This window comes from Pseudomonas sp. HY13-MNA-CIBAN-0226, from assembly GCF_040310305.1.
Lineage (GTDB): Bacteria > Pseudomonadota > Gammaproteobacteria > Pseudomonadales > Pseudomonadaceae > Aquipseudomonas > Aquipseudomonas gregormendelii.
Window position 1 is genome coordinate 145,155 of record NZ_JBEOPS010000010.1, and the last position, 25,509, is coordinate 170,663.

Consider the following 25,509-nt stretch of genomic DNA (forward strand, 5'->3'; position numbering starts at 1 on the left):
GTATTAGCAAAACTTTCAGACCAGAAACAGGCGCGTTGCCGTGGCTGGACGAAAGGTCAGAAATCGACTCTGCCTGCCCGGTTTGATTGCAAAGCCCCGGGGCCGCAGTGTACAAATGGTGCGCTGCTGTCAGGAAACAGGCTTCAAAAGCGCTACTGCGGTAATCCCGTAGCCCCTCCGAATCCCCTAAAAACCGTAGCCCTATTGGTAAGACGCGACATTTAATTATAATATCGCGCCTTCCCCTATTTCGTCGCCCCGTGCGGCTTACGCCGCAGGTCTCGCCCGTTTTTCAGTTAAACAAGGCTTTGAGTATCTGCGGTCTGTTGCAAAAAGGTAGTCAATGATGAGCGCAAGGCACTTTCTCTCCCTGATGGATTGCACGCCCGAAGAGCTGGTCAGCGTGATCCGTCGAGGCGTTGAGCTCAAGGACCTGCGTAACCGCGGCGTACTGTTCGAGCCTCTGAAAAACCGCGTACTCGGGATGATCTTCGAGAAGTCCTCGACGCGCACCCGTATTTCGTTCGAAGCCGGCATGATCCAGCTGGGTGGCCAGGCGATCTTCCTGTCGCCGCGCGACACCCAACTGGGTCGCGGCGAGCCGATCAGTGACTGCGCGATCGTTATGTCGAGCATGCTTGACGCGGTGATGATCCGCACCTTCGCCCACAGCACCCTGACCGAATTCGCCGCCAACTCCCGCGTGCCGGTCATCAATGGCCTGTCCGATGACCTGCACCCGTGCCAGTTGCTGGCCGACATGCAAACCTTCCTCGAACACCGGGGCTCGATCCAGGGCAAGACCGTGGCCTGGATCGGCGACGGCAACAATATGTGCAACAGCTATATAGAAGCGGCGATCCAGTTCGACTTCCAGTTGCGCATTGCCTGCCCGGTAGGCTATGAGCCCAATCCGGAATTCGTGGCCAAGGCCGGCGATCGTGTGACCATCGTCCGCGACCCGAAAGACGCCGTACACGGTGCGCACCTGGTGAGCACCGACGTCTGGACCTCCATGGGCCAGGAAGAAGAAACCGCCAAGCGTCTCAAGCTGTTTGCTCCCTTCCAGGTCAACCGTGCGCTGCTCGACCTGGCCGCTCCGGACGTGCTGTTCATGCACTGTCTGCCTGCCCACCGTGGCGAGGAAATCAGCCTCGACCTGCTCGATGACAAGCGCTCGGTCGCCTGGGATCAGGCCGAAAACCGTCTTCACGCACAGAAGGCCCTGCTCGAATTTCTCGTCGAACCGGCGTACCACCACGCATGAGCCAGCCATTATTGCTAAACCTGCGCAACCTCGCCTGCGGCTATCAAGACCAGCGAGTCGTGCAGAACCTCAACCTGCATTTGAATGCCGGTGATATCGGTTGCCTGCTGGGCTCTTCGGGCTGCGGCAAGACCACCACCCTGCGCGCCATTGCCGGCTTCGAACCGGTGCACGAAGGGGAAATTACCCTGGCGGGCGAGACGATCTCCAGCGCCGGATTCACCCTCGCGCCGGAGAAACGCCGGATCGGCATGGTGTTCCAGGATTACGCGCTGTTTCCGCATCTGAGCGTCGCCGAAAACATCGCTTTCGGCATTCGCAAGCACCCGCAAAAAGATCGTGTGACCGAAGAGTTGCTGGAACTGGTCAACCTCAAAGGCCTCGGCAAACGCTTTGCGCACGAGCTTTCCGGTGGCCAGCAGCAGCGTGTCGCCCTGGCCCGCGCCCTCGCGCCGGAGCCGCAATTGCTGCTGCTCGACGAACCGTTTTCCAACCTTGATGGCGAGTTGCGACGCAAGCTCAGCCATGAGGTGCGCGACATCCTCAAGGCCCGTGGCACCAGCGCGATTCTGGTGACCCACGACCAGGAAGAAGCCTTCGCTGTCAGCGATCATGTAGGGGTATTCAAGGAGGGGCGCCTGGAGCAGTGGGACACGCCCTACAACCTGTACCACGAACCGCTGACACCTTATGTCGCAAGCTTCATCGGCCAGGGCTATTTCATTCGCGGCAGGCTGGACAGTCCCGAGTCGGTGCAGACCGAACTGGGCGAGTTGCGCGGTAATCGGGCGTATACCTGGCCGGTCGGCGGCGCCGTGGACGTGCTATTGCGTCCCGACGATATCGTTTATGCACCGGACAGCGGCTTGAGAGCGCGGATCGTCGGCAAGTCGTTCCAGGGGGCTTCGACCTTGTATCGCCTGCAATTGCCGACGGGTGCACAGCTGGAGTCGATTTTCCCGAGCCACGCCGATCATCTGGTCGGTGCTGAAGTGGGCATTCGTGTCGCGGCTGAACACCTGGTGTTGTTCCAGGCCTCCGGCAGCACGGCGGCGCAGATTCCGGCAACCGAGACCGGCGTTCGACGGTACAGCACAGCCAGCTGAGCCAAGCGCAGTTGAACCGGCTCGTTCCCCTGTGGGAGCGAGCCTGCTCGCGATGGACGTTAACGATTACGCGAAGATCCTGATACCCAGCGGCGCACTGCAGTCTTTCGCGAGCAAGCTCGCTCCTACAGGAGCGGTGTCAGGCACGCCCGATATCCGCAAACTTCGCCTGGGTATGCTCGGCCAGCACCGCAGGAGCCAGCTCCACTTCCAGCCCCCTGCGCCCCGCACTGACAAAGATGCTGTCAAACACCTGAGCTGAATTATCGATAAAAGTGCGCAAGCGCTTCTTCTGCCCTAGCGGGCTGATCCCCCCCAGCAAATACCCGGTCGAGCGCTGCGCTGCCGCGGGATCTGCCATCTCGACCTTCTTCACCCCCGCAGCGTGCGCCAAGCCCTTCAAGTCGAGACTTCCGACGACCGGCACCACCGCCACCAACAGTTCGCCTTTTTCACTGGCCGCCAGCAATGTCTTGAACACCTGTGCCGGATCAAGGCCGAGCTTCTCCGCGGCCTCCAAACCATAAGAAGCGGCCTTGGGATCATGTTCGTAACTGTGCACACGATGTTCGGCTCGAACTTTTTTCAACAAATCCAATGCGGGGGTCATGTCAGCTCCAGACTGGGCGGCGGTAGAAAAATCCACTGGCGGATTCTAGGTCATTGCCCCCTAAAAGGCTCTATAGCGCCACTGTTTCATCGGTGCGCAGCAGCGGTTTACCACTCGTCCGCATTCCTCCTGCCGGGTGAACAATAGGATCATTCACATGACTAATAGTTGAAATGTGACCGATGGTTCACTTTCGACCTTTGACAGCAGTGTTTCTTGTCTATATTTTTTCGAATACGAATGCTGTACGAATGGTCCTACGCTGCACGCAGACAAAAACAACAACGAGGTTTTCAATGACAACTGCTTTACAACAACCGCCGCTCTCGAGCCAGTGCATGGCCGAGTTCCTGGGCACTGCCCTGCTTATCTTTTTCGGCACCGGTTGTGTGGCTGCGCTCAAGGTCGCGGGTGCCAGCTTCGGCTTGTGGGAAATCAGCATCATCTGGGGTATCGGCGTGAGCATGGCGATCTATATGACCGCCGGCGTTTCCGGGGCTCACCTCAACCCCGCCGTCAGCATCGCGCTGTGCATCTTTACTGACTTCGAAAAGCGCAAACTGCCCTTTTACATCCTCGCCCAGGTCGCCGGTGCCTTCTGTGGCGCCTTGTTGGTTTACACGCTCTACAGCAACCTGTTCTTCGATTACGAACAAACCCACCAAATGGTTCGCGGCACCCAGGCAAGCCTGGAACTGGCCTCGGTGTTCTCGACCTTCCCGCACCCGGCCCTGTCCACGGCCCAGGCGTTTCTGGTTGAAGTCACCATCACTGCCATCCTGATGGGCGTCATCATGTCCCTCACCGACGACAACAACGGCTTGCCCAAGGGCCCGTTGGCCCCGCTGCTGATCGGCTTGCTGATCGCGGTGATCGGCAGCTCGATGGGCCCGCTGACCGGTTTTGCGATGAACCCGGCCCGGGACTTCGGTCCGAAACTGATGACTTTTTTCACCGGCTGGGGTGAAATTTCCCTGACCGGAGGGCGTGATATCCCCTACTTCCTCATTCCGATTTTTGCACCGATTGTCGGTGCCTGCCTCGGCGCTGCCGCCTATCGCGGGCTGATTGCCCGTCATCTGCCCAGCGCCGCGCCCGAGACCACGGATGCAGTACCGGCCATTGACGGCAAACCGCGCACTTCTTGATACCGTAGGCGCGTGATCCTGCCAATCTGGTCCCGCGCCTGACTCCACTCCCTTTTATTCGTCCCAAGGCAATCGACATGACCGACATTCAGAATAAGAACTACATCATTGCCCTTGATCAGGGCACGACCAGCTCGCGCGCGATCATTTTCGACCGTGATGCAAACGTGGTGTGCACCGCCCAGCGCGAATTCGTGCAGCATTACCCGCAAGCCGGTTGGGTCGAGCATGACCCGATGGAAATCTTCGCCACCCAGAGCGCCGTGATGGTCGAAGCCCTGGCGCAAGCCGGCCTGCACCACGACCAGGTGGCCGCCATTGGTATTACCAACCAGCGCGAAACCACCGTGGTCTGGGACAAGACCACCGGCCGGCCGATCTACAACGCGATCGTCTGGCAATGCCGGCGCAGCACCGAGATCTGCCAGCAGCTCAAGCGCGACGGCCACGAGCAATACATCAGCGACACCACCGGCCTGGTCACCGACCCCTACTTCTCCGGAACCAAGCTCAAGTGGATCCTCGACAACGTCGAAGGCAGCCGCGAGCGTGCGCGCAACGGCGAATTGCTGTTCGGTACCGTCGACAGCTGGCTGATCTGGAAATTTACCGGCGGCAAAGTGCACGTCACCGACTACACCAATGCCTCGCGCACCATGCTGTTCAACATCCACACCCTGGAGTGGGATGCGAAAATGCTGGAGGTGCTGGATATTCCGCGCGAGATGCTGCCGCAAGTTAAGTCCTCCTCGGAAATCTACGGCCACACCAAGAGCGGCATCGCCATCGGGGGCATCGCAGGCGATCAGCAGGCCGCGCTGTTCGGCCAGATGTGCGTCGAGCCTGGCCAGGCTAAAAACACCTACGGCACCGGCTGCTTCCTGCTGATGAACACCGGCGACAAGGCAGTGAAATCCCAACACGGCATGCTCACCACCATCGCCTGTGGCCCGCGCGGTGAAGTCGCTTACGCGCTGGAAGGCGCCGTGTTCAACGGCGGCTCGACCGTTCAATGGCTGCGTGACGAACTGAAAATCATCAATGACGCCCACGACACCGAGTACTTCGCCAACAAGGTCAAAGACAGCAATGGCGTGTACCTGGTGCCCGCCTTCACCGGCCTCGGCGCGCCGTACTGGGACCCGTATGCCCGTGGCGCACTGTTCGGCCTGACCCGCGGCGTGCGCGTGGATCACATCATCCGTGCCGCGCTGGAGTCGATTGCCTACCAGACCCGCGATGTCCTGGACGCCATGCAACAGGACTCCGGCGAACGCCTCAAGGCCCTGCGCGTGGACGGCGGCGCGGTAGCGAACAACTTCCTGATGCAGTTCCAGGCCGACATCCTCGGCACCCAGGTCGAGCGTCCGCAAATGCGCGAAACCACGGCACTCGGCGCTGCGTACCTGGCGGGCCTTGCCTGCGGCTTCTGGGGCAGCCTCGATGAGCTGCGCGGCAAGGCGGTGATCGAGCGTGAATTCGAACCGACCCTGGACGAAACCGCCAAGGAAAAACTCTACGCCGGATGGAAAAAAGCCGTGAGCCGCACCCGCGACTGGGAACCCCACGAAGGCGATGAATAAGCCAGCCAAGGCACTCAGTATCGGCATGTAACTGGTCGGGAGCAGATTCCTGCGGCATCATGGGCAAATTTTGCCCGGCAGCCCAAAGGAAGCCCCATGAATCTGCCTCCCCGTCAGCAGCAAATCCTCGAACTGGTCCGCGAACGCGGCTACGTGAGTATCGAGGAAATGGCTACGCTGTTCGTCGTCACACCGCAGACTATCCGCCGCGACATCAATCAGCTCGCGGAAGCCAATTTATTGCGCCGCTACCACGGTGGTGCAGCCTATGATTCCAGCGTCGAAAACACCGCCTACGCCATGCGCGCCGACCAGATGCGCGATGAAAAACAGCGGATTGGCGAAGCGATTGCCGCACAAATCCCTGATCACGCCTCACTGTTCATCAACATCGGTACCACCACCGAGTCGATTGCCCGCGCCCTGCTCAACCACAGCCACCTGAAGATCATCACCAACAACCTGCACGTGGCCTCGATGCTCAGCGCCAAGGATGACTTCGACGTGCTGCTGACCGGCGGCAATGTGCGCCGAGACGGCGGCGTGGTGGGCCAGGCCAGTGTCGACTTCATCAACCAGTTCAAGGTCGACTTTGCCCTGGTCGGGATCAGTGGCATTGATGAAGATGGCAGTCTGCTGGATTTTGACTATCAGGAAGTGCGGGTTTCCCAGGCGATCATTGCCAATGCCCGGCAGGTGATACTCGCGGCGGACTCCAGCAAGTTCGGGCGTAATGCCATGATTCGCCTGGGGCCGATCAGCCTGATCGATTGCCTGGTGACTGATCAGCCACCCGTGCCGGCGTTGGCGCAGTTGTTGAGTCAGCACAAGATTCGGTTGGAAGTCGTTTAAGGCTTTCTGCCTCAAAAGATCGCAGCCTTCGGCAGCTCCTACAGGTTCACTCACCCCTGTAGGAGCTGCCGGAGGCTGCGATCTTTTGCTTTAAATGTTCGAAAATTTTCCTTTCCCCGCCCTTCGATCAGTATTTTCAATCGAAGTTGGCTGGCTGTGCGCGTATTTATGGGCTACCATTTTCACAAATGAACATTAATGTTCGAATTCAAATATAGATAACCAAAAACCAGAGGCTAGCCGATGCCCACTTCTACCTTGCCTACCCCCCCACTCTCCGAGGTCTACGATGTTGCCGTCATCGGTGGCGGGATCAATGGCGTGGGGATCGCAGCGGATGCGGCCGGTCGCGGCCTTTCTGTGTTCCTTTGCGAAAAGGACGATCTGGCCAGCCACACCTCCTCGGCCAGCAGCAAGCTGATCCACGGTGGCCTGCGCTATCTCGAACATTACGAATTCCGCCTGGTGCGTGAAGCTCTCGCCGAACGTGAAGTGCTGCTGGCCAAGGCGCCACACATCGTCAAGCAGATGCGTTTTGTGCTGCCCCACCGCCCGCACCTGCGTCCGGCGTGGATGATCCGTGCCGGCCTGTTCCTTTATGACAACCTCGGCAAACGGGAAAAGCTGGCAGGTTCAAAAAGCCTCAAGTTCGGTCCAGACAGCCCGCTGAAGAGCGAAATCACCAAAGGCTTCGAATATTCCGATTGTTGGGTAGACGACGCACGCCTGGTGGTACTCAACGCCATGGCCGCCCGCGAGAAAGGCGCCCACGTTCACACCCAGACCCGCTGCGTCAGCGCCCGTCGCACCAAGGGCCTGTGGCATCTGCACCTGGAACGCGCCGACGGCAGCCTGTTTTCGATCCGCGCCAAGGCCCTGGTGAATGCTGCCGGGCCATGGGTGGCGAAATTCATTCGTGACGACTTGAAGATGGAATCGCCCTACGGCATCCGCTTGATCCAGGGCAGTCACCTGATCGTGCCGAAGCTGTACGAAGGCGAACACGCGCACATTCTGCAAAACGAAGACCAGCGCATCGTGTTCACCATTCCCTACCTGAATCACTTCACTTTGATCGGCACCACCGACCGCGAGTACACCGGCGACCCGGCGGCAGTTGCGATTACCGAAGGCGAGACCGATTACCTGCTCAAAGTGGTGAATGCGCACTTCAAGAAGCAGGTCAGCCGCGAAGACATTCTGCACAGCTATTCGGGAGTGCGTCCTCTGTGCAATGACGAATCCGATAACCCGTCGGCCGTGACCCGGGATTACACCCTGGCGCTGTCTGGTAGCGGCGAAGAAGCGCCATTGCTCTCGGTATTCGGCGGCAAGCTGACGACCTATCGCAAGCTGGCCGAGTCGGCCCTGGCGCAATTGACCCCGTATTTCACGCACATCAAGCCAAGCTGGACCGCCCACGCGACCCTGCCCGGTGGCGAGGACATGAGCACCCCGCAGGCGCTAAGCGCCTTGATCCGTGACAAGTTCGACTGGGTGCCCACCGAAATCGCCCGCCGCTGGGCCACCACCTATGGCAGCCGCACCTGGCGCATGCTCGAAGGCGTGCGCGACCTGAACGACTTGGGCGAACACATCGGCGGCGGTCTCTATACCCGCGAAGTGGACTACCTGTGCAGCGAAGAATGGGCAACCACCGCCCACGATATCCTGTGGCGCCGCAGCAAACTGGGGCTGTTCACCACCCCGGCAGAGCAACAGAAGCTGGCGGATTACCTGAGCAAGGTCGAGCAGAACCGCAGCAAGATTGAAGCGGCCTGATCGTTAGCTGGCGGTACGCAAAGCCCCTGGATTGTGAGATCCAGGGGTTTTTGCATTCTGCGCTGCACTCCAGGTTACTTGCAGGCGCCCGCTCCCACAGGGTGTTGGTGGTGGACGCAGCATTTGTGTTCGGCGCAGATCACTGTGGGAGCCGGGCTTGCCCGCGATGGCGTCTGCACATTCGACGTTGATGTGGCAGGGAGAAGACAGTTGCTCGCGCAGCTAATCCCTGCATCGCATTCGGTTTTCCGAACGCTACCTGTCGATCTATTCGGTTAACCGGATCATTGCACTCTCTAAAACCCGCAACAAATAATTAATCCCCTTATAAATCAACACTTTGATCTACAGCCCCAGGCCTGGCACGAGTCATGCTCTACACTCTTGGACGAATACCTGTTGTGCCGATCCATCAGGCGCACCAGGCATTCGAAGCACAAAAAGGGCCGATGAACTGGCTCCATAAAAAAAACAATGTCGAGGAAAATTTGATGCGTATCGTTCCCCACCTCCTGGGCGCAGCCATTGCTGCCGCTCTGATTAGCACTCCAGTTTTCGCCGCCGAACTCACCGGCACACTGAAGAAGATCAAAGAGTCCGGCACCATCACCCTCGGGCATCGTGACGCTTCCATTCCGTTTTCCTACATCGCGGACGCTTCCGGTAAACCGGTCGGCTACTCCCACGACATTCAGCTGAAAGTGGTCGAAGCGCTGAAAAAAGACCTGGACCTCCCGGACCTGAAGGTCAAATACAACCTGGTCACCTCGCAAACCCGTATCCCGCTGGTGCAGAACGGCACCGTGGATCTTGAGTGCGGTTCAACCACCAACAACGTTGAACGCCAGCAGCAAGTGGACTTCTCCGTCGGCATCTTCGAAATCGGTACTCGTCTTCTCTCCAAGAAAGACTCCACGTACAAGAACTTCGACGACCTCAAGGGCAAGAACGTCGTGACCACTGCGGGCACCACGTCCGAGCGCCTGCTCAAGTCGATGAACGCCGACAAGCAAATGGGCATGAACGTCATTTCCGCCAAAGACCACGGCGAGTCCTTCCAGATGCTGGAATCGGGCCGCGCCGTTGCGTTCATGATGGACGACGCACTGCTGGCCGGTGAAGCCGCCAAAGCCAAGAAGGCCACTGATTGGGCAGTGACCGGTGATCCACAGTCCTACGAAATCTACGGCTGCATGGTCCGCAAGGGCGACGAGCCGTTCAAGAAGGCTGTAGACGCTGCCATCGTGGCCACCTACAAGTCGGGCGAGATCAACAAGATCTACGAAAAATGGTTCATGGCGCCAATCCCGCCAAAAGGCCTGAACCTGAACTTCCCGATGAGCGACGAGCTCAAGGCCCTGATCGCCAATCCGACCGATAAAGCGGCTGACGACAAGAAATCCTGATTTCTGACTAACCTTACCTCCTGACGGGACCAAAATCCCTTCAGGAGGTTGTCACTCCCTGCTGGCATTTTCTGGAAACACTCGAACCGGTGGCTGTCGAGCCGCTCGTGTGTGCCTGACTATTATGGTCGGGGCGGGAACGGAGCTTCCCCAAGCGGGCACTTGTATATCGATCCGAGGGGAGACCCGAATGAATTACAACTGGGACTGGAGCGTGTTCTTCAAGTCCACCGGCGTGGGCAGCGAGATCTATCTCGACTGGTACCTCACCGGTCTGGGCTGGACCATCGCCATCGCCATCGTGGCATGGATCATTGCCCTGACACTGGGCTCGATCCTGGGTGTCATGCGCACCGTACCGAACCGCTTCGTATCGGGCATCGCGACCTGCTACGTCGAACTTTTCCGTAACGTGCCACTGCTGGTACAGCTGTTCATCTGGTACTTCCTGGTGCCCGACCTGCTGCCGCAGAATCTGCAGGACTGGTACAAGCAGGACCTCAACCCGACCACTTCGGCCTTCCTCAGCGTCGTGGTGTGCCTTGGCCTGTTCACTACCGCTCGCGTTTGCGAACAGGTGCGTACCGGCATCCAGGCATTGCCCCGTGGCCAGGAAGCCGCTGCTCGCGCAATGGGCTTCAAGCTGTCGCAGATCTACTGGAACGTGCTGCTGCCCCAGGCTTACCGGATCATCATTCCGCCGCTTACCTCGGAATTTCTCAACGTCTTCAAGAACACGTCCGTCGCCTCGCTGATCGGCCTGATGGAGTTGCTCGCACAGACCAAGCAGACCGCCGAGTTCTCCGCCAACCTGTTCGAAGCCTTCACCCTGGCGACACTGATCTACTTCACCTTGAACATGAGCCTGATGCTGCTGATGCGCCTGGTCGAGAAGAAAGTTGCCGTGCCGGGCCTGATCTCCGTAGGGGGTAAATGATGGAATTCGACTTCTCGGGCATCATCCCGTCCCTGCCGGGCTTGTGGAACGGCATGGTCATGACCCTGCAACTGATGGCGCTGGGCGTCGTCGGCGGGATCATCCTGGGCACCATCCTTGCGTTGATGCGCCTGTCCCACAGCAAAGTGCTGTCGAACATTGCCGGTGCCTACGTCAATTACTTCCGTTCGATCCCGCTGCTGCTGGTCATCACCTGGTTCTACCTGGCGGTGCCGTTCGTGCTGCGCTGGATCACCGGCGAAGACACGCCGATCGGCGCGTTCGCCTCGTGCATCGTGGCGTTCATGATGTTTGAAGCGGCGTACTTCTGCGAAATCGTCCGGGCCGGCGTGCAGTCGATTCCCAAGGGACAAATGGGCGCGGCCCAGGCCCTGGGCATGACGTACAGCCAGATGATGCGGTTGATCATCCTGCCCCAGGCGTTCCGCAAGATGACCCCGCTGCTGCTGCAACAGAGCATCATTCTGTTTCAGGACACCTCGCTGGTCTACGCCGTCGGCCTGGTGGACTTCCTCAATGCTTCGCGCGCCAGTGGCGACATCATCGGCCGCTCCAATGAGTTCCTGATCTTCGCAGGTCTCGTGTACTTCACAATCAGCTTTGCCGCCTCGCTGCTGGTCAAGCGTCTGCAAAAAAGGTTTGCCGTATGATCTCTATCAAGAATGTCAACAAGTGGTATGGCGACTTCCAGGTACTGACTGACTGCAGCACCGAGGTCAAGAAAGGCGAAGTGATCGTGGTGTGCGGGCCTTCCGGTTCCGGCAAATCCACCCTGATCAAGTGCGTGAACGCCCTGGAACCCTTCCAGAAAGGTGACGTGGTAGTCGATGGCACATCCATCGCCGACCCCAAGACCAACCTGCCAAAACTGCGCTCGCGCGTCGGCATGGTGTTCCAGCACTTCGAACTGTTCCCACACCTGACCATCACCGAAAACCTGACCATCGCGCAGATCAAGGTGCTCGGCCGCAGCAAGGAAGAAGCTACGAAAAAGGGCCTGCAGTTGCTTGAGCGGGTCGGGTTGTCTGCCCATGCGCACAAGCATCCGGGCCAGCTTTCCGGTGGCCAGCAGCAGCGCGTGGCGATTGCCCGCGCACTGGCGATGGACCCTATCGTCATGCTGTTCGACGAACCGACCTCGGCGCTCGACCCGGAGATGGTCAACGAAGTGCTCGACGTGATGGTGCAACTGGCCCACGAAGGCATGACCATGATGTGCGTGACCCACGAAATGGGCTTTGCCCGCAAAGTGGCCGACCGCGTGATTTTCATGGACGCAGGCAAGATCATCGAAGACTGCAAGAAAGAGGAATTCTTCGGCGACATCAGCCACCGCGCCGAGCGTACGCAGCATTTCCTCAACAAGATTCTGCAGCACTAAAAGCCAACGGTCTCCCCCTGTAGGAGCTGCCGCAGGCTGCGATCTTTGATCTTGATCTGGTGATTGTTCGAAGATCAAAAGATCGCAGCCTTCGGCAGCTCCTACACGGGATGCCGGATGACCTGTTGTTGTGGTTGACCCAAGGCATCTGTGATGAAATGCGACCCCACTCTCTATCGCGCCGCGCCGCCATCACTCGCCGTGAAACCCCGTCTGATTCGCCATCTGTTCCTGCCGCCACTGGTCATCGCCCTGATGATTGGATTGGGTTACGTCGGCTTCTGGGTCAGTGAACATTTCGGCATCCGCAGCCTCAGCGAAAACGGCCAGCGCCAGCTGGAACTGCATGCCCGCGCCGTCGAAAGCGAAATCAGCAAATACACCTACCTGCCCAGCCTGCTGGAACTTGAATCCAGCGTGTCAAAGCTGCTCGACGATCCATCGCCGGAACACCGGCAGACGGTCAATGAATACCTCGAAGGCCTGAATCGGCGCAGCCGCAGCCGGGCCATCTATGTCATGGACACCACCGGCCGCGTCATGGCCACCAGCAACTGGCGCGATGTCGACAGTTACCTGGGCGAAGACCTGTCCTTTCGCGCCTATTTCCAGAACGCCGTGCGCGGTCAGCCGGGGCGCTTCTACGGAATTGGCAGCACCAACGGCGAACCGGGTTATTACCTGGCCCACGGCCTTGAGGAACAGGGCAAGATCATCGGCGTCGCGGTGGTCAAGGTGAGGCTGGAAGCCATGGAAGAACGCTGGCAGCGTGCTCGCCTGGAAGCCTTCGTCAGTGATGAAAACGGCATCATCATTCTGTCCAGCGATCCGGCACGACGGCTCAAGTCGGTCATCCCGTTGAGCGACGAAACCAAGGAAAAACTCGCCCGCAGCCTGCAGTATTACTGGTTCCCGCTGAATGAGCTGCAACCCCTGGCGCGGGAAAAACTGGCCGAGGGTGAGGAGAAACTGACCTTCCCCGCCAACAGCGAGGTGGAGTCCGCCCAGGAGGACATCAGCTACCTGTCGCAGACCCGCCCCTTGAGCGACACACCTTGGAATTTCACCCTGCTCACGCCCCTGCAGGACTTGCGCCGTGAAGCGATCAACCAGGGCATCCTGGTGGCTGTCGCGTTCGCCCTCGTGGCGTTCCTGCTGATTGCCTGGAACGAACGGCGCAAGGTTATCGCTACCCGCCTTGCCGCCCGGGAAGCCCTGCAGGAAGCGAACAATCAACTCGAGCGTCGGATTACCGAACGCACCAGTGACCTGCGCGCCAGCAATGAACGACTCAAGGGCCAGATCCGCGAACGGCGCCAGGCTGAAGAGACGTTGCGCAGGGCCCAGGATGAACTGGTACAGGCAGGCAAACTGGCGGCGATTGGCCAGATGTCCACCAGCATTGCTCACGAACTGAACCAGCCGCTCGCCGCCCTGCGGACCTTGTCCGGCAACACCGTGCGTTTTCTGGAACGCGGTCAGCTCGACGTCGCCAGTACCAACCTCAAGACCATCAACGAGCTGATCGATCGCATGGGCCGGATCACCGCCAGCCTGCGTTCCTTCGCCCGTCGTGGTGACGACAAGGGCCAGGCCAGCCTCGGCAAGGCGGTAGAGGCTGCGCTGCAACTGCTCGGTGCCCGTCTGGAAAGCGCGCACTTGCAGCTGCACCGCGAATTCGCCGATGTCCAGGTGCAGATCGACCAGACTCGCCTTGAGCAGATTCTGGTCAACCTGATCGGTAATGCCCTGGATGCCATGCAGGCCCAGCCCCTGCCGCAACTGTGGCTGGAGGGTGAACCCCACGATGGCAAATATCGCCTGCGGGTGCGTGACAATGGCCATGGCATCGACGCCGAGGCGCGCAAACATCTGTTCGAACCCTTCTTCACCACCAAACCCGGCGAACAGGGCCTGGGCCTCGGCCTGACCCTGTCCGCCAGCCTGGCCGCCGCCACTGGCGGGCACCTGGGTGTCGAGCACCCGGCCAATGGTGGAACCTCCTTCGTTCTCAGTTTACCGTTGGTAAGCCCCCTTCACGCCGAGCCCCTATGAACCACGAACTGAGTGTGCTGATCGTCGAAGACGACCCTCATGTGCTGCTGGGCTGCCAGCAGGCGCTGACCCTGGAAGACATTCCCTGCGAAGGCGTGGGCAGCGCCGAGGAAGCACTGGAGCGGGTCGGCGAAAACTTTGCCGGGATTGTCATCAGCGATATCCGCCTGCCTGGCATCGACGGCCTGGAACTGCTGACCCGGCTCAAGGAACGTGACCGCAGCCTGCCCGTGGTGTTGATTACCGGGCATGGCGACATTTCCATGGCGGTCGGCGCCATGCAAAAAGGCGCCTATGACTTCATGGAGAAGCCGTTCTCCCCGGAACGCCTGGTCGACGTCGCCCGTCGCGCGCTGGAGCAACGTAGCCTGGCGCGGGAAGTCTCCTCGCTACGCCGGCAATTGGCCGAGCGCGACTCGCTGGAAGGCCGGATTATCGGCCGCTCACCGGCCATGCAGAATCTGCGGGAGTTGATCGCCAACGTCGCCGACACCTCGGCCAACGTACTGATCGAAGGCGAGACCGGCACCGGCAAGGAGCTGGTCGCGCGTTGCCTGCACGATTTCAGCCGGCGCCATGCCAGGCAGTTCGTCGCGTTGAACTGCGGCGGCCTGCCGGAGAATCTGTTCGAAAGCGAGATCTTCGGTCACGAAGCCAATGCCTTTACCGGCGCGGGCAAACGGCGCATCGGCAAGATCGAACACGCCGACGGCGGCACGCTATTCCTCGATGAAGTGGAAAGCATGCCGTTACCGCTGCAAATCAAACTGCTGCGGGTTCTGCAGGAACGGACCCTGGAGCGCCTCGGTTCGAACCAGAGCGTGGCGGTGGACTGCCGGGTGATCGCCGCGACCAAATCCGACCTGGACGAATCGAGCAAAGCGGGTGAGTTCCGCAGCGACCTGTATTACCGACTCAATGTGGTCACACTGGAACTGCCACCGCTACGAGAACGCCGCGAGGATATCCTGCAACTGTTCGAGCATTTCCTGCAGCAGTCCTCCCTGCGCTTCGACCGCGCGGTGCCTGACCTGGACAACCAGACCCTGTCGAACCTGATGAGCCATGACTGGCCGGGGAATGTGCGCGAATTGCGCAACGTCGCCGAGCGCTTCGCCCTCGGCCTGCCGGCCTTCAAGAAATCCGGCGCCAGCGGCAGCAATCAGGGCCTGGCGTTCGCCGAAGCGGTCGAAGCCTTCGAGCGCAATTTGCTGGTGGATGCGTTGCAGCGCAGCGGCGGCAATCTGACCCAGGCGAGCCAGGAACTTGGAATGGCCAAGACCACGCTGTTCGACAAAGTGAAAAAATACGGGTTGAGCCACTGATGGACTTGATTCTAAAGGCGAGCCTGGGCGCGGCGGTGGTGCTGATCCTCGCCGCGCTGGCCAGGACCAAAAACTATTACATCGCCGGGCTGGTACCCCTGTTCCCGACCTTTGCCCTGATCGCGCATTACATCGTCGGCAAAGGCCGGTCGCTGGATGATCTGAAGACCACCATCGTGTTTGGCATGTGGTCGATCATCCCGTACTTCATCTACCTGGCCACGTTGTACGTGATGGTCGACAAGATGCGGCTGGAAGCCTCACTGGCGGTGGCAGCGGTGGCCTGGCTGATTGCGGCCACCGTGTTGGTCGGCGTGTGGGTGCGCTTTCAAACCTGAGCTATTGATTCACCGTGCCGCCCTTGGCTTCACTCATGATCTGCCGAATTGCACCCACGAACGTCTCCACAGGTTGTCCGCCGCTGATCGCATACTGACCGTTGAAGACCACGGTCGGTACCGAACTCACTCCGCGGGACAACCAGAGCTGTTCTTCTTCCCGAACTTCCCGGGCGAATTCGTCTGACGCCAGGATCGCCTCGGCCCGCTGCTGATCCAGCCCGACACTCGCGGCAATCCGCGCCAGTTGCTGATGATCGGACGGGTTGGCTCCATCGCTGAAATACGCCTTGAACAGCGCCTCCTTCAGGTTGAACTGCAACCCTTCCAGCCCTGCCCAATACAACAGGCGATGGGCATCGAAGGTGTTGTAGATGCGGCTGTTGCCGTCCGTGCGGAAAGCAAAACCGACCTCGGCACCGCGCTCGCGGATCATCTCGCGATTTTTCTGCGACTGCTCAGGCGTGGAGCCGTATTTCTCGGTGATGTGCTCGGTGATGTTCTGGCCTTCGGGTCCCATCTTCGGGTTCAGCTCGAATGGCTGGAACCGGATCTCGGCCTGGACCTCGTCACCCAACAGATCAAGGGCCTGGGTCAGGCCGTACAGGCCGACGACACACCAGGGGCAGGACACATCGCTGACAAAATCGATTTTCAGGGGGGTAGTCATCACTCACCTCGAAGACTGGAACGCGTCGCAAAGCCCAGACGATACACCTGTAGGGGGGTTAGAGGAGATTGGGGGCCGGCAGCGGATCGATCTGCGCCCAATGCGACGTGTCTTCGCGGTGAGCCTGCAAATAGGGCAGCACCGCCGCCAACAGCGGCGCCTTGAACGCTTCCTGGAATCGATGTGCCAGTCCCGGAATCAGCTTCAACTGACTTCCGTGAATATGCGCCGCCAGGTGCACGCCATGCATGACCGGCAGCAACGGATCAGCCGTACCGTGCACCACCAGGGTTGGCACCCGCAGTTGATTGAGCAGCGCCACCCGACTCGGTTCCGCGAGGATGGCCATGATCTGGCGTTTCACGCCTTCGGGGTTGAACGCCCGGTCATAGGATTGCGCCGCCTGTTGCAGCAACGCCTGGCGATCATCACTCACCGTCGGGCTGCCCAGCGCCGCGAGCAGATCAGCCTGTTGTTCCAGCGCTGCTTCGCGATTCGGCGCACCACGACGCGCAAGCAACTGCACCAACGCCGCACTCGGTGCCGGCAGTCCTTCGGCACCGGAACTGGTCATGATCAGGGTCAGGCTCTCGACCCGTTGCGGCGCCATCGCCGCCATGTGCTGGGCAATCATTCCGCCCATGCTCGCGCCCAGCACGTGGAACTGCTCAACGTGCAAGGCATCCATCAACCCAAACGCATCATCAGCCATGTCGGTCAGGGTGTAGGGCGCGGACACTGGCAAACCAAGTTTGTAGCGCAGCACCTCGAAGGTCAGGTTGGCGTCGACGGGTGCCTGGCGCCACGTCGAGAGACCGACATCGCGGTTGTCATAACGGATCACCCGAAAGCCTTGCTGACACAGCGCGACAACCACTTCGTCCGGCCAGTGAATCAACTGGCCGCCAAGTCCCATCACCAGCAACAGCGCCGGATCCGAAGCACGGCCAATACTCTGATAAGCCAGGCTTACCTGTGCCAGATCGGCTCGTTCAGTTGGAACATCGACATCGCAACGCGAAGCCGCCATCAACGGCAGGCCGAACAACAACGCGGCCAGTAAAAGAAATAAACGCATGAAAAAACACCGAAACGCAGAACCCCAGTAGAGCGCGAGTCTGATGAAGTTTGTTCAAGCGCGCTGCCACAGTTCCATGACAGTTTGATGAAGAGTGCCGAGCGGTCATATTCGCAACCATGCGATCGTTGATGGTCGGATCGCCGCCCGGAGCATGCGCCGCCAGGCTATGCCAATCGAGTGCGCAACTGCCGAGCCGCCGCAACCATGTTCACCAGCGCAGCTTCGGTCTCCGGCCATGCACGGGTCTTCAGTCCGCAATCGGGATTGACCCACAGGCGCTCGGCCGGAATCCGCTTGGCGGCCTTGCGCAGCAAGTTGATCATCTCGACAGTATCCGGCACTCGCGGCGAGTGGATGTCGTAGACGCCCGGGCCGATATCATTCGGGTAGTCGAACGCCTTGAAAGCCTCCAGCAATTCCATATCCGAACGTGAGGTTTCGATGGTGATTACATCGGCATCCATGGCCGCGATGGCCTGGATCACGTCGTTGAATTCGCTGTAGCACATATGGGTGTGGATCTGGGTTTCGTCACGGACACCCGAGGCGGTCAATCGGAACGCTTCCACCGCCCAGTCGAGGTACTCCTGCCATTGCGCCCGACGCATTGGCAGGCCTTCGCGGAACGCAGCCTCATCGATTTGCACGATCTTGATGCCGGCTTTTTCCAGGTCCACCACTTCGTCACGCAGTGCCAGGGCCAACTGTTGAGCCTGGACTTTGCGCGAAACATCTTCCCGTGGGAACGACCACATCAGCATGGTCACCGGCCCGGTCAGCATGCCCTTCATCACCTTCTCGGTCTGATTTTGGGCATAGGTAATCCAGTCCACCGTCATGGCCTTGGGACGGCTCAGGTCGCCATAGATGATCGCCGGTTTCACACAACGGGAGCCGTAACTCTGTACCCAGCCGAACCGGGTGAAGGCATAACCGTCGAGCTGCTCGGCGAAGTACTCGACCATGTCGTTGCGCTCGGCTTCACCATGCACCAGCACATCCAGGCCCAGGCGCTCCTGGACTTGCACGGCGTGCCGGATTTCGCTGTGCATGGCATCGGTATAGTCGTTGGCAGACAGCTTGCCCTGCTTGAATGCCTGGCGCGCCAGGCGGATCGCACCGGTCTGCGGGAACGAGCCAATGGTGGTCGTGGGAAATGCTGGCAACTGCAGGCGAGCACGCTGTTGTTCAATACGCTGGGCAAACGGTGATTGGCGCCGGCTGTCAGCGGCACTTACCGCCGCAACACGAGCCTGCACGGCAGTTTTGTGAATACGCGGCGATTCGGCACGACTGGCCTCAATGGCATTGCTTTCAGCCAGCGCCGCTCGCACCTTGGGCGCTTGTGGATCGTTAAGCGCGTCACGCAGCACGGCGATCTCGCCACACTTTTGCACGGCAAACGCCAACCAGCTTTTCAGTTCCGGATCGAGTTTGTCTTCGCGGTCCAGATCCACGGGGCTGTGCAGCAGCGAGCAGGAACTGCTGACCCACAGGTTGTCGCCAAAGCGTTCCTGGGCCGGTTGCAATTGCGCCAGCACCGATTCCAGTTCGCAGCGCCACACATTGCGCCCGTTCACCAGGCCCACGGACAGGATTTTGTAGGTCGGCAGGCGATCAAGCACCTGGCCGAGTTGATCCGGCGCACGCACGGCGTCGATGTGCAGGCCTTGCACCGGCAGGCCGACCGCCAGGCCGAGGTTGTCTTGCAGACCACTGAAGTAGGTCGCCAGGAGTTTTTTCAGCGGTGAGTACTGGAGGATGTGGTAGGCGCGTTCGAATGCGCTTTTCCACGCCTGGGGCAGGTCCAGGGTCAGAATCGGTTCGTCGATCTGTACCCATTCCACGCCTTGCGCGGCAAGGCGACTGAGGATTTCGTTGTAGACCGGCAACAGCCGTTCGAGCAGATCGAGCCGGTCGAAGTCGTCGCCCTTGGCCTTGCCCAGCCAGAGGTAGGTGAGCGGGCCGATGATCACCGGCTTGACGGTGTGGCCGAGCGCCAAGGCTTCGTCGACCTCGTCGAACAGTTGCTCCCAGCTGAGTTTGAACTGCTGATCGGCGCTGAACTCCGGGACCAGGTAGTGGTAGTTGGTGTCGAACCACTTGGTCAGTTCCTGGGCGTATTGCGCCTGGCCATGCTCACTGCCGCAGCAGCTGGCGGTGGCGCCACGGGCCATGGCGAACAGGGTATCGAGGGTCGGCAGGCCGTTCTCGTCTTTGGCGCCGTCAAAACGCTGTGGGATCACGCCGAAGGTCAGGGAATGGGTCAGCACCTGGTCATACCAGGCGAAGTCGCCTACCGGCAGCAAATCGATGCCGGCGTCTTTCTGCAGCTGCCAATGGGTGGCACGCAACTGCCGGCCGACGCTGTGCAGCGCATCCTGGTCGAGGTCGCCCTTCCAATACGATTCAAGGGCTTTTTTCAGTTCGCGGTCTGCGCCGATGCGGGGAAAACCAAGTGTGTGGGCCAACGCCATGGGGAATGCTCTCAATCAAAAGGGGACGTGAAACATGGCGCTATTGTCGACAGACAGGGCAACATGAGACAAACTCAACCTTTTCGTGTTGATCACAAGTTTTCCTCATGGAGACCCCCCGGTGCTTGAAATCCGCCACCTGAAAACCCTGCACGCCTTGCGCGAAGCTGACAGCCTGGTCGATGCGGCCGACCGCCTGCACCTGACCCAGTCGGCCCTGTCCCACCAGTTCAAAGAGCTGGAAGAACGCATGGGCATGCCGCTGTTCGTGCGCAAAACCAAGCCTGTGCGCTTCACCAGCGCGGGTTTGCGCCTGCTGCAACTGGCTGATGCGACACTGCCGCTGCTGCGTGGCGCCGAGCGCGACATTGCCCGGCTGGCTGGCGGCACGGCGGGACGCTTGCACATGGCTATCGAATGCCACAGTTGCTTCCAGTGGCTGATGCCGACCATCGACCAGTTCCGCGACGCCTGGCCGGAAGTCGAACTGGACCTGGCCTCGGGCTTTTCCTTCGCCCCGCTGCCGGCCCTGGCGCGCGGCGATCTGGACCTCGTGGTGACTTCGGACCCGCAGGAGCTGGCGGGTATCACCTATGTGCCGCTGTTCACTTACGAGGCAATGCTTGCAGTGGCCAATCAGCATCGTCTGGCGAGCAAGGCGTACATCGTGCCCGAAGACCTGATCAGCGAGACCTTGATCACCTACCCGGTGGAACGCGACCGGCTGGACATCTTCACCCGCTTCCTGGAGCCGGCCGACACCGAACCGGCGCAGGTTCGCACCTCCGAACTCACGGTGATGATGATGCAACTGGTGGCCAGCGGTCGCGGCGTATGCGGCATGCCCCATTGGGCATTGCATGAATACAGCTCACGGGGTTATGTGAAGGCCAAGCGCCTTGGCGAGAAAGGCTTGTTCGCGACGTTGTACGCGGGAATTCGTGCGGACATGCTGGATGCGCCTTACATGCGCGACTTCCTGCTGACCGCCAAGGACACCTCGTTCTCGACGCTCGATGGCGTCAGTGCCGTCCGGTAGGAGCGAGCTAGCTCGCGATGGACGCCAACGATGACGCGGGAAACCTGACACCCCTCGGCGCACTCAGGTTTTTCGCGAGCGAGCTCGCTCCTACACGGTTCGGCTGACATCGATTACGTGGAAAGCCTCACAGCCTGAGCCGTCCCTGGGCTTTTCAGGTTGCCTTACGCTGCTCCAGCATCAAGCGCACCGCCAGCGCCGCCAGCACACCCCCCATGAAATACCGCTGCACTGCCAGCCAGCCCGGGTTGTGCACGAACCACGCCAGCCTTGCGTCCCTGGCAGATGGAGCGGGAAATGAGATAGATCATGTTCGGCCCGGGCGTGAGCACCATCAGCAACGCCGCGGCGGCGAAAATCAACAGGTCGTGGAGTGGAATCATGGGCAATCCTTCGTCCGTAAAAGATCAGGCAGTCGCGATGAGCGAAGCTCGATAAAACGGCAGGATCAGGTCCCGCGTCAATGGCGCCAGCAAGACATCGCCATCGGTGGCCGGATCGATCCAGATCACCTCTTCGATCTCCGCCGCCGGCGACACGTCAGTCGCAATCGCCAGCTGAAACAGCTCTGCCTGCACGACAAAACCCGGCTCATTGGCGGCCGGGGCGCTGAACTGGCCGAGGTAGGCGGCGTGCGCAGGATCGATCAACAGCCCCAACTCTTCCTCCAACTCCCGCGCCAGCGCGTGCACCGGTTGCTCCTGGGCTTCGATCTTGCCACCGGGCTGCATGAAGGCGGTGGTACCGCGTTTACGTACCAGCAGCGTGCGCCCGTCCGGGCCGATCAGCAGCGCCGCGGCAATGTGGATGACGCGGGGGGTTGAAGTAACGGTCATGAAGGAAAACCTGCCCTGGATAAAAAACCCAAGGATACAGGTCCGCCTGTCCGTTCCCAATGGATCAGTACAACGCCTAAGCCCTCTCCTGCGCGTGCGCAACATTAGCCGGCGGCTCCTGCGGGACCTTTACAAAGATGCTGTACTTCGCCCCTTCCATGGCTTCAAAGGCGATGAGTTTCTCCACCAGTGCCCCGTTCAACACCTTGCCGGCGTTAAGCAGCAGCATGCCATTGTCAGCATTGAGGTTGCGCGCCAGGATCATGCCCGCCGCCACGTCGCGAGTAGTCAGCACCTTGACCGCAGGGTCGGCCAGCGAGACATCGCTCTGGCAGGCGGCGCAGACCTGGATGAAATCTTCCACCATCCCCGGGTCATAGAGCCGTCCCGCATAGTTGCGGATATAGAGCAGAGCTTCATCGCTGTTCATCTGCCGCTCCAGAATCAGCCCGCGTTGCAACTCGATGAAATCCACCGCCAGTTTCAGCAGCCGCGAACCGAAGGGAATGGCCTCGCCCTTGAGCCGGTCGGGAAAACCGGTGCCGTCCCAACGCTCCTGATGGTGAAGAATCAGGCGGGCCGCATCCTTCATCGGGTCGAGGGTCATCAGCAACGTCTCGCTTTGTTTCGGATAACCGCGATAACGTTCGCGGTCGTTGTGATGCAGCAAGTCCGCCGGGGCGGTCATCATGCTGTCCGTCCAGCTCAGCTTGCCAATGTTGTAGAGCGCTGCGGCCATGGTCAGGTCGCGACCGGTGCCTTCATCCACCCCATGGCGGTTGCAGTACACCCGCACCAGCTCGATGATCTGGCGATTGGTCTGCTTGGCCGGCGGCAAGCGCAAATTGGCCAGCAGTGAAAACACCTCGGTACCCGTGACGTAGCTGCGCTTGAGCTCTTCGTAGGCCAGGTCGAGCATATCGGCCGTCTGCTGCAATTCGGCAGTGCGCGCGGCCACATGCTTTTCCAGCGTGGCATTGAGTCGCTTCAGCTGCTCGTTCTGCTGATCGGTTTCCTGCACCAGGCGCAGGCGTTCGCGCTCCGAGTGCTGGTAGGCGAGTGATTGGCGCAGGGTGAGCAGCAGCTCCTCATCGTGCCAGGGCTTGCTGATGTAACGATGAATCTGCCCTTCGTTGATCGCCTTGATGATGGCCGCGGGATCGGCGTAGCCGGTAAGCATGATTCGCGTGGTATGGGGATAAAGCTGGTGGACATGCGCCAGGAACGTGGCGCCATCCATATTGGGCATGCGGGCATCGCTTATCACCAGGTCGATGGGCTGCAGCGCCATGATCTCCAGCGCCTGGGCACCACCGGTTGCCAGCAGCACGTCGTAGGGTTGACCGCGCAGCAGGCGGCGCAGGCTATTGAGAATCGACTCCTCATCATCAACCAGCAGCACTTTGGGTTTATGACTCAAAGTGGTGGGGGGTTGCTCTTCCATGATGTCACCTCGGATAACACTGCTGCATCGCCGGGTCCGGGCGGGGTGGACAGCGCCTGAAAGCGGAGTCTGGCCTACAGGCTAGATGAAATTGAGCGCCTTCCGGCAAATGATTTCATTTTGCCAGCGCGAAGCACTGGCCAGAGGTCTATGCTCAGGTGACTCGGATCCTTTATCTGTACGTTCGGCCAGGTGATCAGGGAAAGGATACCCCTCCTATGAGCACACTCCACGAAACCGTTGCCGGCTTCGGCTCACGTCAATGACGACCCTGCTGGCGCGGACCAACCGGCGCATTCTGATCATCGACGATGCACCGTCGATTCATGCGGATTTCCGCAAGATCCTCGCTCCCGCCATCGACGACGAACTGGCCCTGGCCGACGCCGAGGAAGCCCTGTTCGGCACGCAGCCGGTGGAGCGCCTGACATTCCAGCTCGACTCCGCCTATCAGGGGCAGGAAGCCCTGGCGCGAGTCCAGCAGGCCCTGGTGGAGGGGCGACCTTATGCGATGGCCTTCATCGACATGCGCATGCCACCGGGCTGGGATGGCCTGGAAACCATCGAGCAACTGTGGAAGGCCGACCCGCAGCTGCAGATCGCCCTGTGTACGGCTTACTCCGACTACAGCTGGGAAGACATCGCCGAGCGGCTGGAATTCGGCGATCAATTGCTGGTGCTGAAAAAGCCTTTCGACAGCCTGGAAATCCGCCAGATGGCCAGCGCCATGACCTGGAAATGGCAGATGGCCCAGGACGCGGCATTAAAAGTCTTGAGCCTGGAACAGACCATCGAGGCACGGGTGCACGAACTGCTCAAGGTCTCGCACCTGCTGCAATACGACGTGCTCACCGAACTGCCCAACAGCACGTTACTCGGGGACCGCTTGAACCAGTCACTGGCCCTGTCCCGGCGCCATGACAAACAACTGGCGGTGATGTTTTTCGGGCTCGATCGCTTCAAGCGCATCAACAACGCGCTCGGCCATCCCGCCGGCGACCAGATGCTCAAATTGGTCGGGCGCAACATGGTGGCGGCGGTGCGTGCGTCCGACTCGGTGTTCCGCTATGGCTCGGACGAGTTCGTGGTGATCCTCGCCGACATTCGCCATCCCCAGCAGACCACCGGCATCGCCGAGAAACTCCTGAACGCGATCCGGGCGCCCCAGCACATTGCCGGCCACGAATTGAGGGTCACCGCCAGCCTGGGTATCAGCCTCTATCCGGACGACGGTTTTGATGCGATTTCGCTGATCAAGAAAGCGGAAACCGCAATGCGCAACGTCAAGGAGACCGGCCCGGACAGCTACCGCTTTTTCATCGAAGAAATGAACCAGCGCGCCTTGTACCAGCAAAGCATGGAGACCGGGATCCGCCTGGCGCTGGCTCGCAACGAATTTGTCCTGCACTACCAACCCAAGCTGGACCTTCGCAGTGGCCAGGTGGTCGGCGCCGAGGCCTTGATCCGCTGGCACAAGCCCGGCCACGGCCTGGTCTATCCATCGGCATTCATCGCAGTGGCCGAAGACAGCGGCCTGATCGTGCCGCTGAGCAAATGGGTCCTGGCCGAAGCCTGTCAACAGAGCTGCGCGTGGCGGGCAGCCGGGCTGCCACCGATCTGCATGGCAGTGAATATGTCAGCCATTGATTTCCGTCAGCGGGATTTTGTCGATGGCATCGAGCAGATCCTCGCGCAAACCGGCATGGAGCCGGCCCTTCTGGAGCTGGAGATCACCGAAAGCGTGTTGATGCAAAACATCGAGTCCACCGTTACCTCCCTGCAACGGATCAAGGCACTGGGGGTGCGCCTGGCCATCGACGACTTCGGCACCGGTTACTCCAGCCTGAGTTACTTGCGGCGCTTTCCCATCGACGTCCTGAAAATCGACCAGTCATTCATTCGCGGCTTGGGCAGCGACAGCAACGACGCAGCGCTGGTCAGCGCCATCATCAGCCTGGGGCGCAGCCTCAAGCTGACCATCATTGCCGAAGGGGTGGAAACCGCTGAGCAACTGGACTTCCTCAAGGCCCAGCACTGTGAGGAAGTCCAGGGCTACTACTTCAGCAAAGCGGTGGAGCCCGAGGTATTCGTTCGCTATGTGGAGTCGCTGAGGCCCTCCTTGTCGAACCTCCCGTGAATCCGATCCAACGA

Annotated in this window: 21 protein-coding genes and 1 pseudogene; 15 read left to right on the top strand and 7 right to left on the bottom strand. The window is 60.1% G+C overall.

Going from position 1 to position 25,509, the window contains the following annotated elements; genetic code table 11:
• Positions 1–346: 346 nt before the first annotated feature.
• Positions 347–1,267, top strand: a complete 921-nt coding sequence (gene argF / locus AAEZ05_RS13210) for an ornithine carbamoyltransferase (RefSeq protein WP_045058007.1) — start codon at positions 347–349, stop codon at positions 1,265–1,267.
• Entirely contained in the window at positions 1,264–2,373 is a 1,110-nt protein-coding gene (locus AAEZ05_RS13215; RefSeq protein ID WP_045058008.1) for an ABC transporter ATP-binding protein, read from the top strand. The genes argF and AAEZ05_RS13215 overlap by 4 nt, the downstream gene beginning before the upstream one ends.
• A gap of 139 nt (positions 2,374–2,512) precedes the next feature.
• Here the strand turns inward: AAEZ05_RS13215 and ybaK are convergent, their stop codons facing one another.
• Positions 2,513–2,983 (bottom strand): Cys-tRNA(Pro) deacylase, encoded by a 471-nt coding sequence (gene ybaK / locus AAEZ05_RS13220; protein WP_045058009.1) that lies wholly within the window; start codon positions 2,981–2,983, stop codon positions 2,513–2,515.
• A gap of 296 nt (positions 2,984–3,279) precedes the next feature.
• On the opposite strand from ybaK, the gene AAEZ05_RS13225 reads away from it, so the two are divergent.
• The 11 genes from AAEZ05_RS13225 to AAEZ05_RS13275 all read left to right on the top strand — a co-directional run bounded on the left by AAEZ05_RS13225 (position 3,280) and on the right by AAEZ05_RS13275 (position 15,811).
• Positions 3,280–4,131 carry an MIP/aquaporin family protein gene (locus tag AAEZ05_RS13225; RefSeq protein WP_045058010.1) on the top strand — a complete coding sequence of 284 codons (852 nt, stop codon included), beginning with the start codon at positions 3,280–3,282 and terminating at the stop codon, positions 4,129–4,131.
• 77 nt (positions 4,132–4,208) lie between these two features.
• Positions 4,209–5,714: a glycerol kinase GlpK gene (gene glpK, locus AAEZ05_RS13230; RefSeq protein WP_045058011.1), complete on the top strand. Its 1,506-nt coding sequence runs from the start codon at positions 4,209–4,211 to the stop codon at positions 5,712–5,714.
• Between the two features lie 96 nt (positions 5,715–5,810).
• Positions 5,811–6,566, top strand: coding sequence for a DeoR/GlpR family transcriptional regulator (locus AAEZ05_RS13235; RefSeq protein WP_045058012.1), 756 nt, complete (start codon positions 5,811–5,813; stop codon positions 6,564–6,566).
• A 243-nt stretch (positions 6,567–6,809) separates the two neighbouring features.
• Complete coding sequence (gene glpD, locus AAEZ05_RS13240; protein ID WP_045058013.1) at positions 6,810–8,348, top strand: glycerol-3-phosphate dehydrogenase; 1,539 nt, start codon at positions 6,810–6,812, stop codon at positions 8,346–8,348.
• Between the two features lie 491 nt (positions 8,349–8,839).
• Entirely contained in the window at positions 8,840–9,754 is a 915-nt protein-coding gene (locus AAEZ05_RS13245; protein ID WP_045058062.1) for a glutamate/aspartate ABC transporter substrate-binding protein, read from the top strand.
• 190 nt (positions 9,755–9,944) lie between these two features.
• A complete protein-coding gene (locus AAEZ05_RS13250) occupies positions 9,945–10,691 on the top strand; it encodes an amino acid ABC transporter permease (protein WP_205891654.1) in 747 nt (248 codons plus the stop codon).
• Entirely contained in the window at positions 10,691–11,362 is a 672-nt protein-coding gene (locus AAEZ05_RS13255; RefSeq protein ID WP_045058015.1) for an amino acid ABC transporter permease, read from the top strand. Before AAEZ05_RS13250 ends, AAEZ05_RS13255 begins: the two co-directional genes overlap by 1 nt.
• Positions 11,359–12,093, top strand: coding sequence for an amino acid ABC transporter ATP-binding protein (locus tag AAEZ05_RS13260; RefSeq protein WP_045058016.1), 735 nt, complete (start codon positions 11,359–11,361; stop codon positions 12,091–12,093). Before AAEZ05_RS13255 ends, AAEZ05_RS13260 begins: the two co-directional genes overlap by 4 nt.
• Before the next feature lie 153 nt (positions 12,094–12,246).
• On the top strand, positions 12,247–14,148 hold the full coding sequence (aauS, locus tag AAEZ05_RS13265; protein ID WP_205891653.1) for a two-component sensor histidine kinase AauS: 1,902 nt from the start codon (positions 12,247–12,249) through the stop codon (positions 14,146–14,148).
• The gene (aauR, locus tag AAEZ05_RS13270) at positions 14,145–15,473 is read left to right on the top strand and encodes a two-component response regulator AauR (protein WP_045058018.1); all 1,329 of its coding nucleotides are present in this window, start codon (positions 14,145–14,147) and stop codon (positions 15,471–15,473) included. Before aauS ends, aauR begins: the two co-directional genes overlap by 4 nt.
• 8 nt (positions 15,474–15,481) lie before the next feature.
• Positions 15,482–15,811: a GlpM family protein gene (locus tag AAEZ05_RS13275; protein ID WP_163019478.1), complete on the top strand. Its 330-nt coding sequence runs from the start codon at positions 15,482–15,484 to the stop codon at positions 15,809–15,811.
• A gap of 1 nt (position 15,812) precedes the next feature.
• On the opposite strand, the gene AAEZ05_RS13280 is transcribed toward AAEZ05_RS13275, so the two are convergent.
• From AAEZ05_RS13280 to metE, 3 genes are all read right to left on the bottom strand, one after another.
• Positions 15,813–16,481 carry a DsbA family oxidoreductase gene (locus AAEZ05_RS13280; protein WP_045058020.1) on the bottom strand — a complete coding sequence of 223 codons (669 nt, stop codon included), beginning with the start codon at positions 16,479–16,481 and terminating at the stop codon, positions 15,813–15,815.
• A gap of 58 nt (positions 16,482–16,539) precedes the next feature.
• Positions 16,540–17,559: an alpha/beta fold hydrolase gene (locus AAEZ05_RS13285; protein WP_045058021.1), complete on the bottom strand. Its 1,020-nt coding sequence runs from the start codon at positions 17,557–17,559 to the stop codon at positions 16,540–16,542.
• Positions 17,560–17,726: 167 nt separating this feature from the next.
• Complete coding sequence (gene metE, locus AAEZ05_RS13290; protein ID WP_045058022.1) at positions 17,727–20,039, bottom strand: 5-methyltetrahydropteroyltriglutamate--homocysteine S-methyltransferase; 2,313 nt, start codon at positions 20,037–20,039, stop codon at positions 17,727–17,729.
• Between the two features lie 121 nt (positions 20,040–20,160).
• Between metE and metR the strand changes: the two genes are divergently transcribed.
• Entirely contained in the window at positions 20,161–21,078 is a 918-nt protein-coding gene (gene metR, locus AAEZ05_RS13295; protein WP_350599818.1) for a transcriptional regulator MetR, read from the top strand.
• 200 nt (positions 21,079–21,278) lie between these two features.
• Here the strand turns inward: metR and AAEZ05_RS13305 are convergent.
• The 3 genes and pseudogenes from AAEZ05_RS13305 to nosR all read right to left on the bottom strand — a co-directional run.
• Positions 21,279–21,461: pseudogene (locus tag AAEZ05_RS13305) on the bottom strand (LysE family translocator); the annotation flags it as partial.
• A 24-nt stretch (positions 21,462–21,485) separates the two neighbouring features.
• Positions 21,486–21,914 carry an NUDIX hydrolase gene (locus AAEZ05_RS13310; RefSeq protein ID WP_045058025.1) on the bottom strand — a complete coding sequence of 143 codons (429 nt, stop codon included), beginning with the start codon at positions 21,912–21,914 and terminating at the stop codon, positions 21,486–21,488.
• A gap of 76 nt (positions 21,915–21,990) precedes the next feature.
• Positions 21,991–23,358 carry a response regulator c-di-GMP phosphodiesterase, NosR family gene (nosR, locus tag AAEZ05_RS13315; protein WP_350647713.1) on the bottom strand — a complete coding sequence of 456 codons (1,368 nt, stop codon included), beginning with the start codon at positions 23,356–23,358 and terminating at the stop codon, positions 21,991–21,993.
• A gap of 262 nt (positions 23,359–23,620) precedes the next feature.
• Between nosR and AAEZ05_RS13320 the strand changes: the two genes are divergently transcribed.
• A complete protein-coding gene (locus AAEZ05_RS13320; protein ID WP_350647715.1) occupies positions 23,621–25,495 on the top strand; it encodes a putative bifunctional diguanylate cyclase/phosphodiesterase in 1,875 nt (624 codons plus the stop codon).
• Positions 25,496–25,509: the final 14 nt, after the last annotated feature.

Coding starts and splice junctions, on each gene's coding strand:
- AAEZ05_RS13310 (WP_045058025.1), bottom strand. CDS start 21,914: ATGACCGTTACTTCAACCCCCCGCGTCATCCACATTGCCGCGGCGCTG.
- AAEZ05_RS13320 (WP_350647715.1), top strand. CDS start 23,621: ATGACGACCCTGCTGGCGCGGACCAACCGGCGCATTCTGATCATCGAC.
- AAEZ05_RS13285 (WP_045058021.1), bottom strand. CDS start 17,559: ATGCGTTTATTTCTTTTACTGGCCGCGTTGTTGTTCGGCCTGCCGTTG.
- aauR (WP_045058018.1), top strand. CDS start 14,145: ATGAACCACGAACTGAGTGTGCTGATCGTCGAAGACGACCCTCATGTG.
- AAEZ05_RS13215 (WP_045058008.1), top strand. CDS start 1,264: ATGAGCCAGCCATTATTGCTAAACCTGCGCAACCTCGCCTGCGGCTAT.
- AAEZ05_RS13225 (WP_045058010.1), top strand. CDS start 3,280: ATGACAACTGCTTTACAACAACCGCCGCTCTCGAGCCAGTGCATGGCC.
- aauS (WP_205891653.1), top strand. CDS start 12,247: ATGAAATGCGACCCCACTCTCTATCGCGCCGCGCCGCCATCACTCGCC.
- AAEZ05_RS13255 (WP_045058015.1), top strand. CDS start 10,691: ATGGAATTCGACTTCTCGGGCATCATCCCGTCCCTGCCGGGCTTGTGG.
- argF (WP_045058007.1), top strand. CDS start 347: ATGAGCGCAAGGCACTTTCTCTCCCTGATGGATTGCACGCCCGAAGAG.
- AAEZ05_RS13235 (WP_045058012.1), top strand. CDS start 5,811: ATGAATCTGCCTCCCCGTCAGCAGCAAATCCTCGAACTGGTCCGCGAA.
- AAEZ05_RS13245 (WP_045058062.1), top strand. CDS start 8,840: ATGCGTATCGTTCCCCACCTCCTGGGCGCAGCCATTGCTGCCGCTCTG.
- AAEZ05_RS13280 (WP_045058020.1), bottom strand. CDS start 16,481: ATGACTACCCCCCTGAAAATCGATTTTGTCAGCGATGTGTCCTGCCCC.
- glpD (WP_045058013.1), top strand. CDS start 6,810: ATGCCCACTTCTACCTTGCCTACCCCCCCACTCTCCGAGGTCTACGAT.
- glpK (WP_045058011.1), top strand. CDS start 4,209: ATGACCGACATTCAGAATAAGAACTACATCATTGCCCTTGATCAGGGC.
- AAEZ05_RS13250 (WP_205891654.1), top strand. CDS start 9,945: ATGAATTACAACTGGGACTGGAGCGTGTTCTTCAAGTCCACCGGCGTG.
- AAEZ05_RS13260 (WP_045058016.1), top strand. CDS start 11,359: ATGATCTCTATCAAGAATGTCAACAAGTGGTATGGCGACTTCCAGGTA.
- nosR (WP_350647713.1), bottom strand. CDS start 23,358: ATGGAAGAGCAACCCCCCACCACTTTGAGTCATAAACCCAAAGTGCTG.
- metE (WP_045058022.1), bottom strand. CDS start 20,039: ATGGCGTTGGCCCACACACTTGGTTTTCCCCGCATCGGCGCAGACCGC.
- ybaK (WP_045058009.1), bottom strand. CDS start 2,983: ATGACCCCCGCATTGGATTTGTTGAAAAAAGTTCGAGCCGAACATCGT.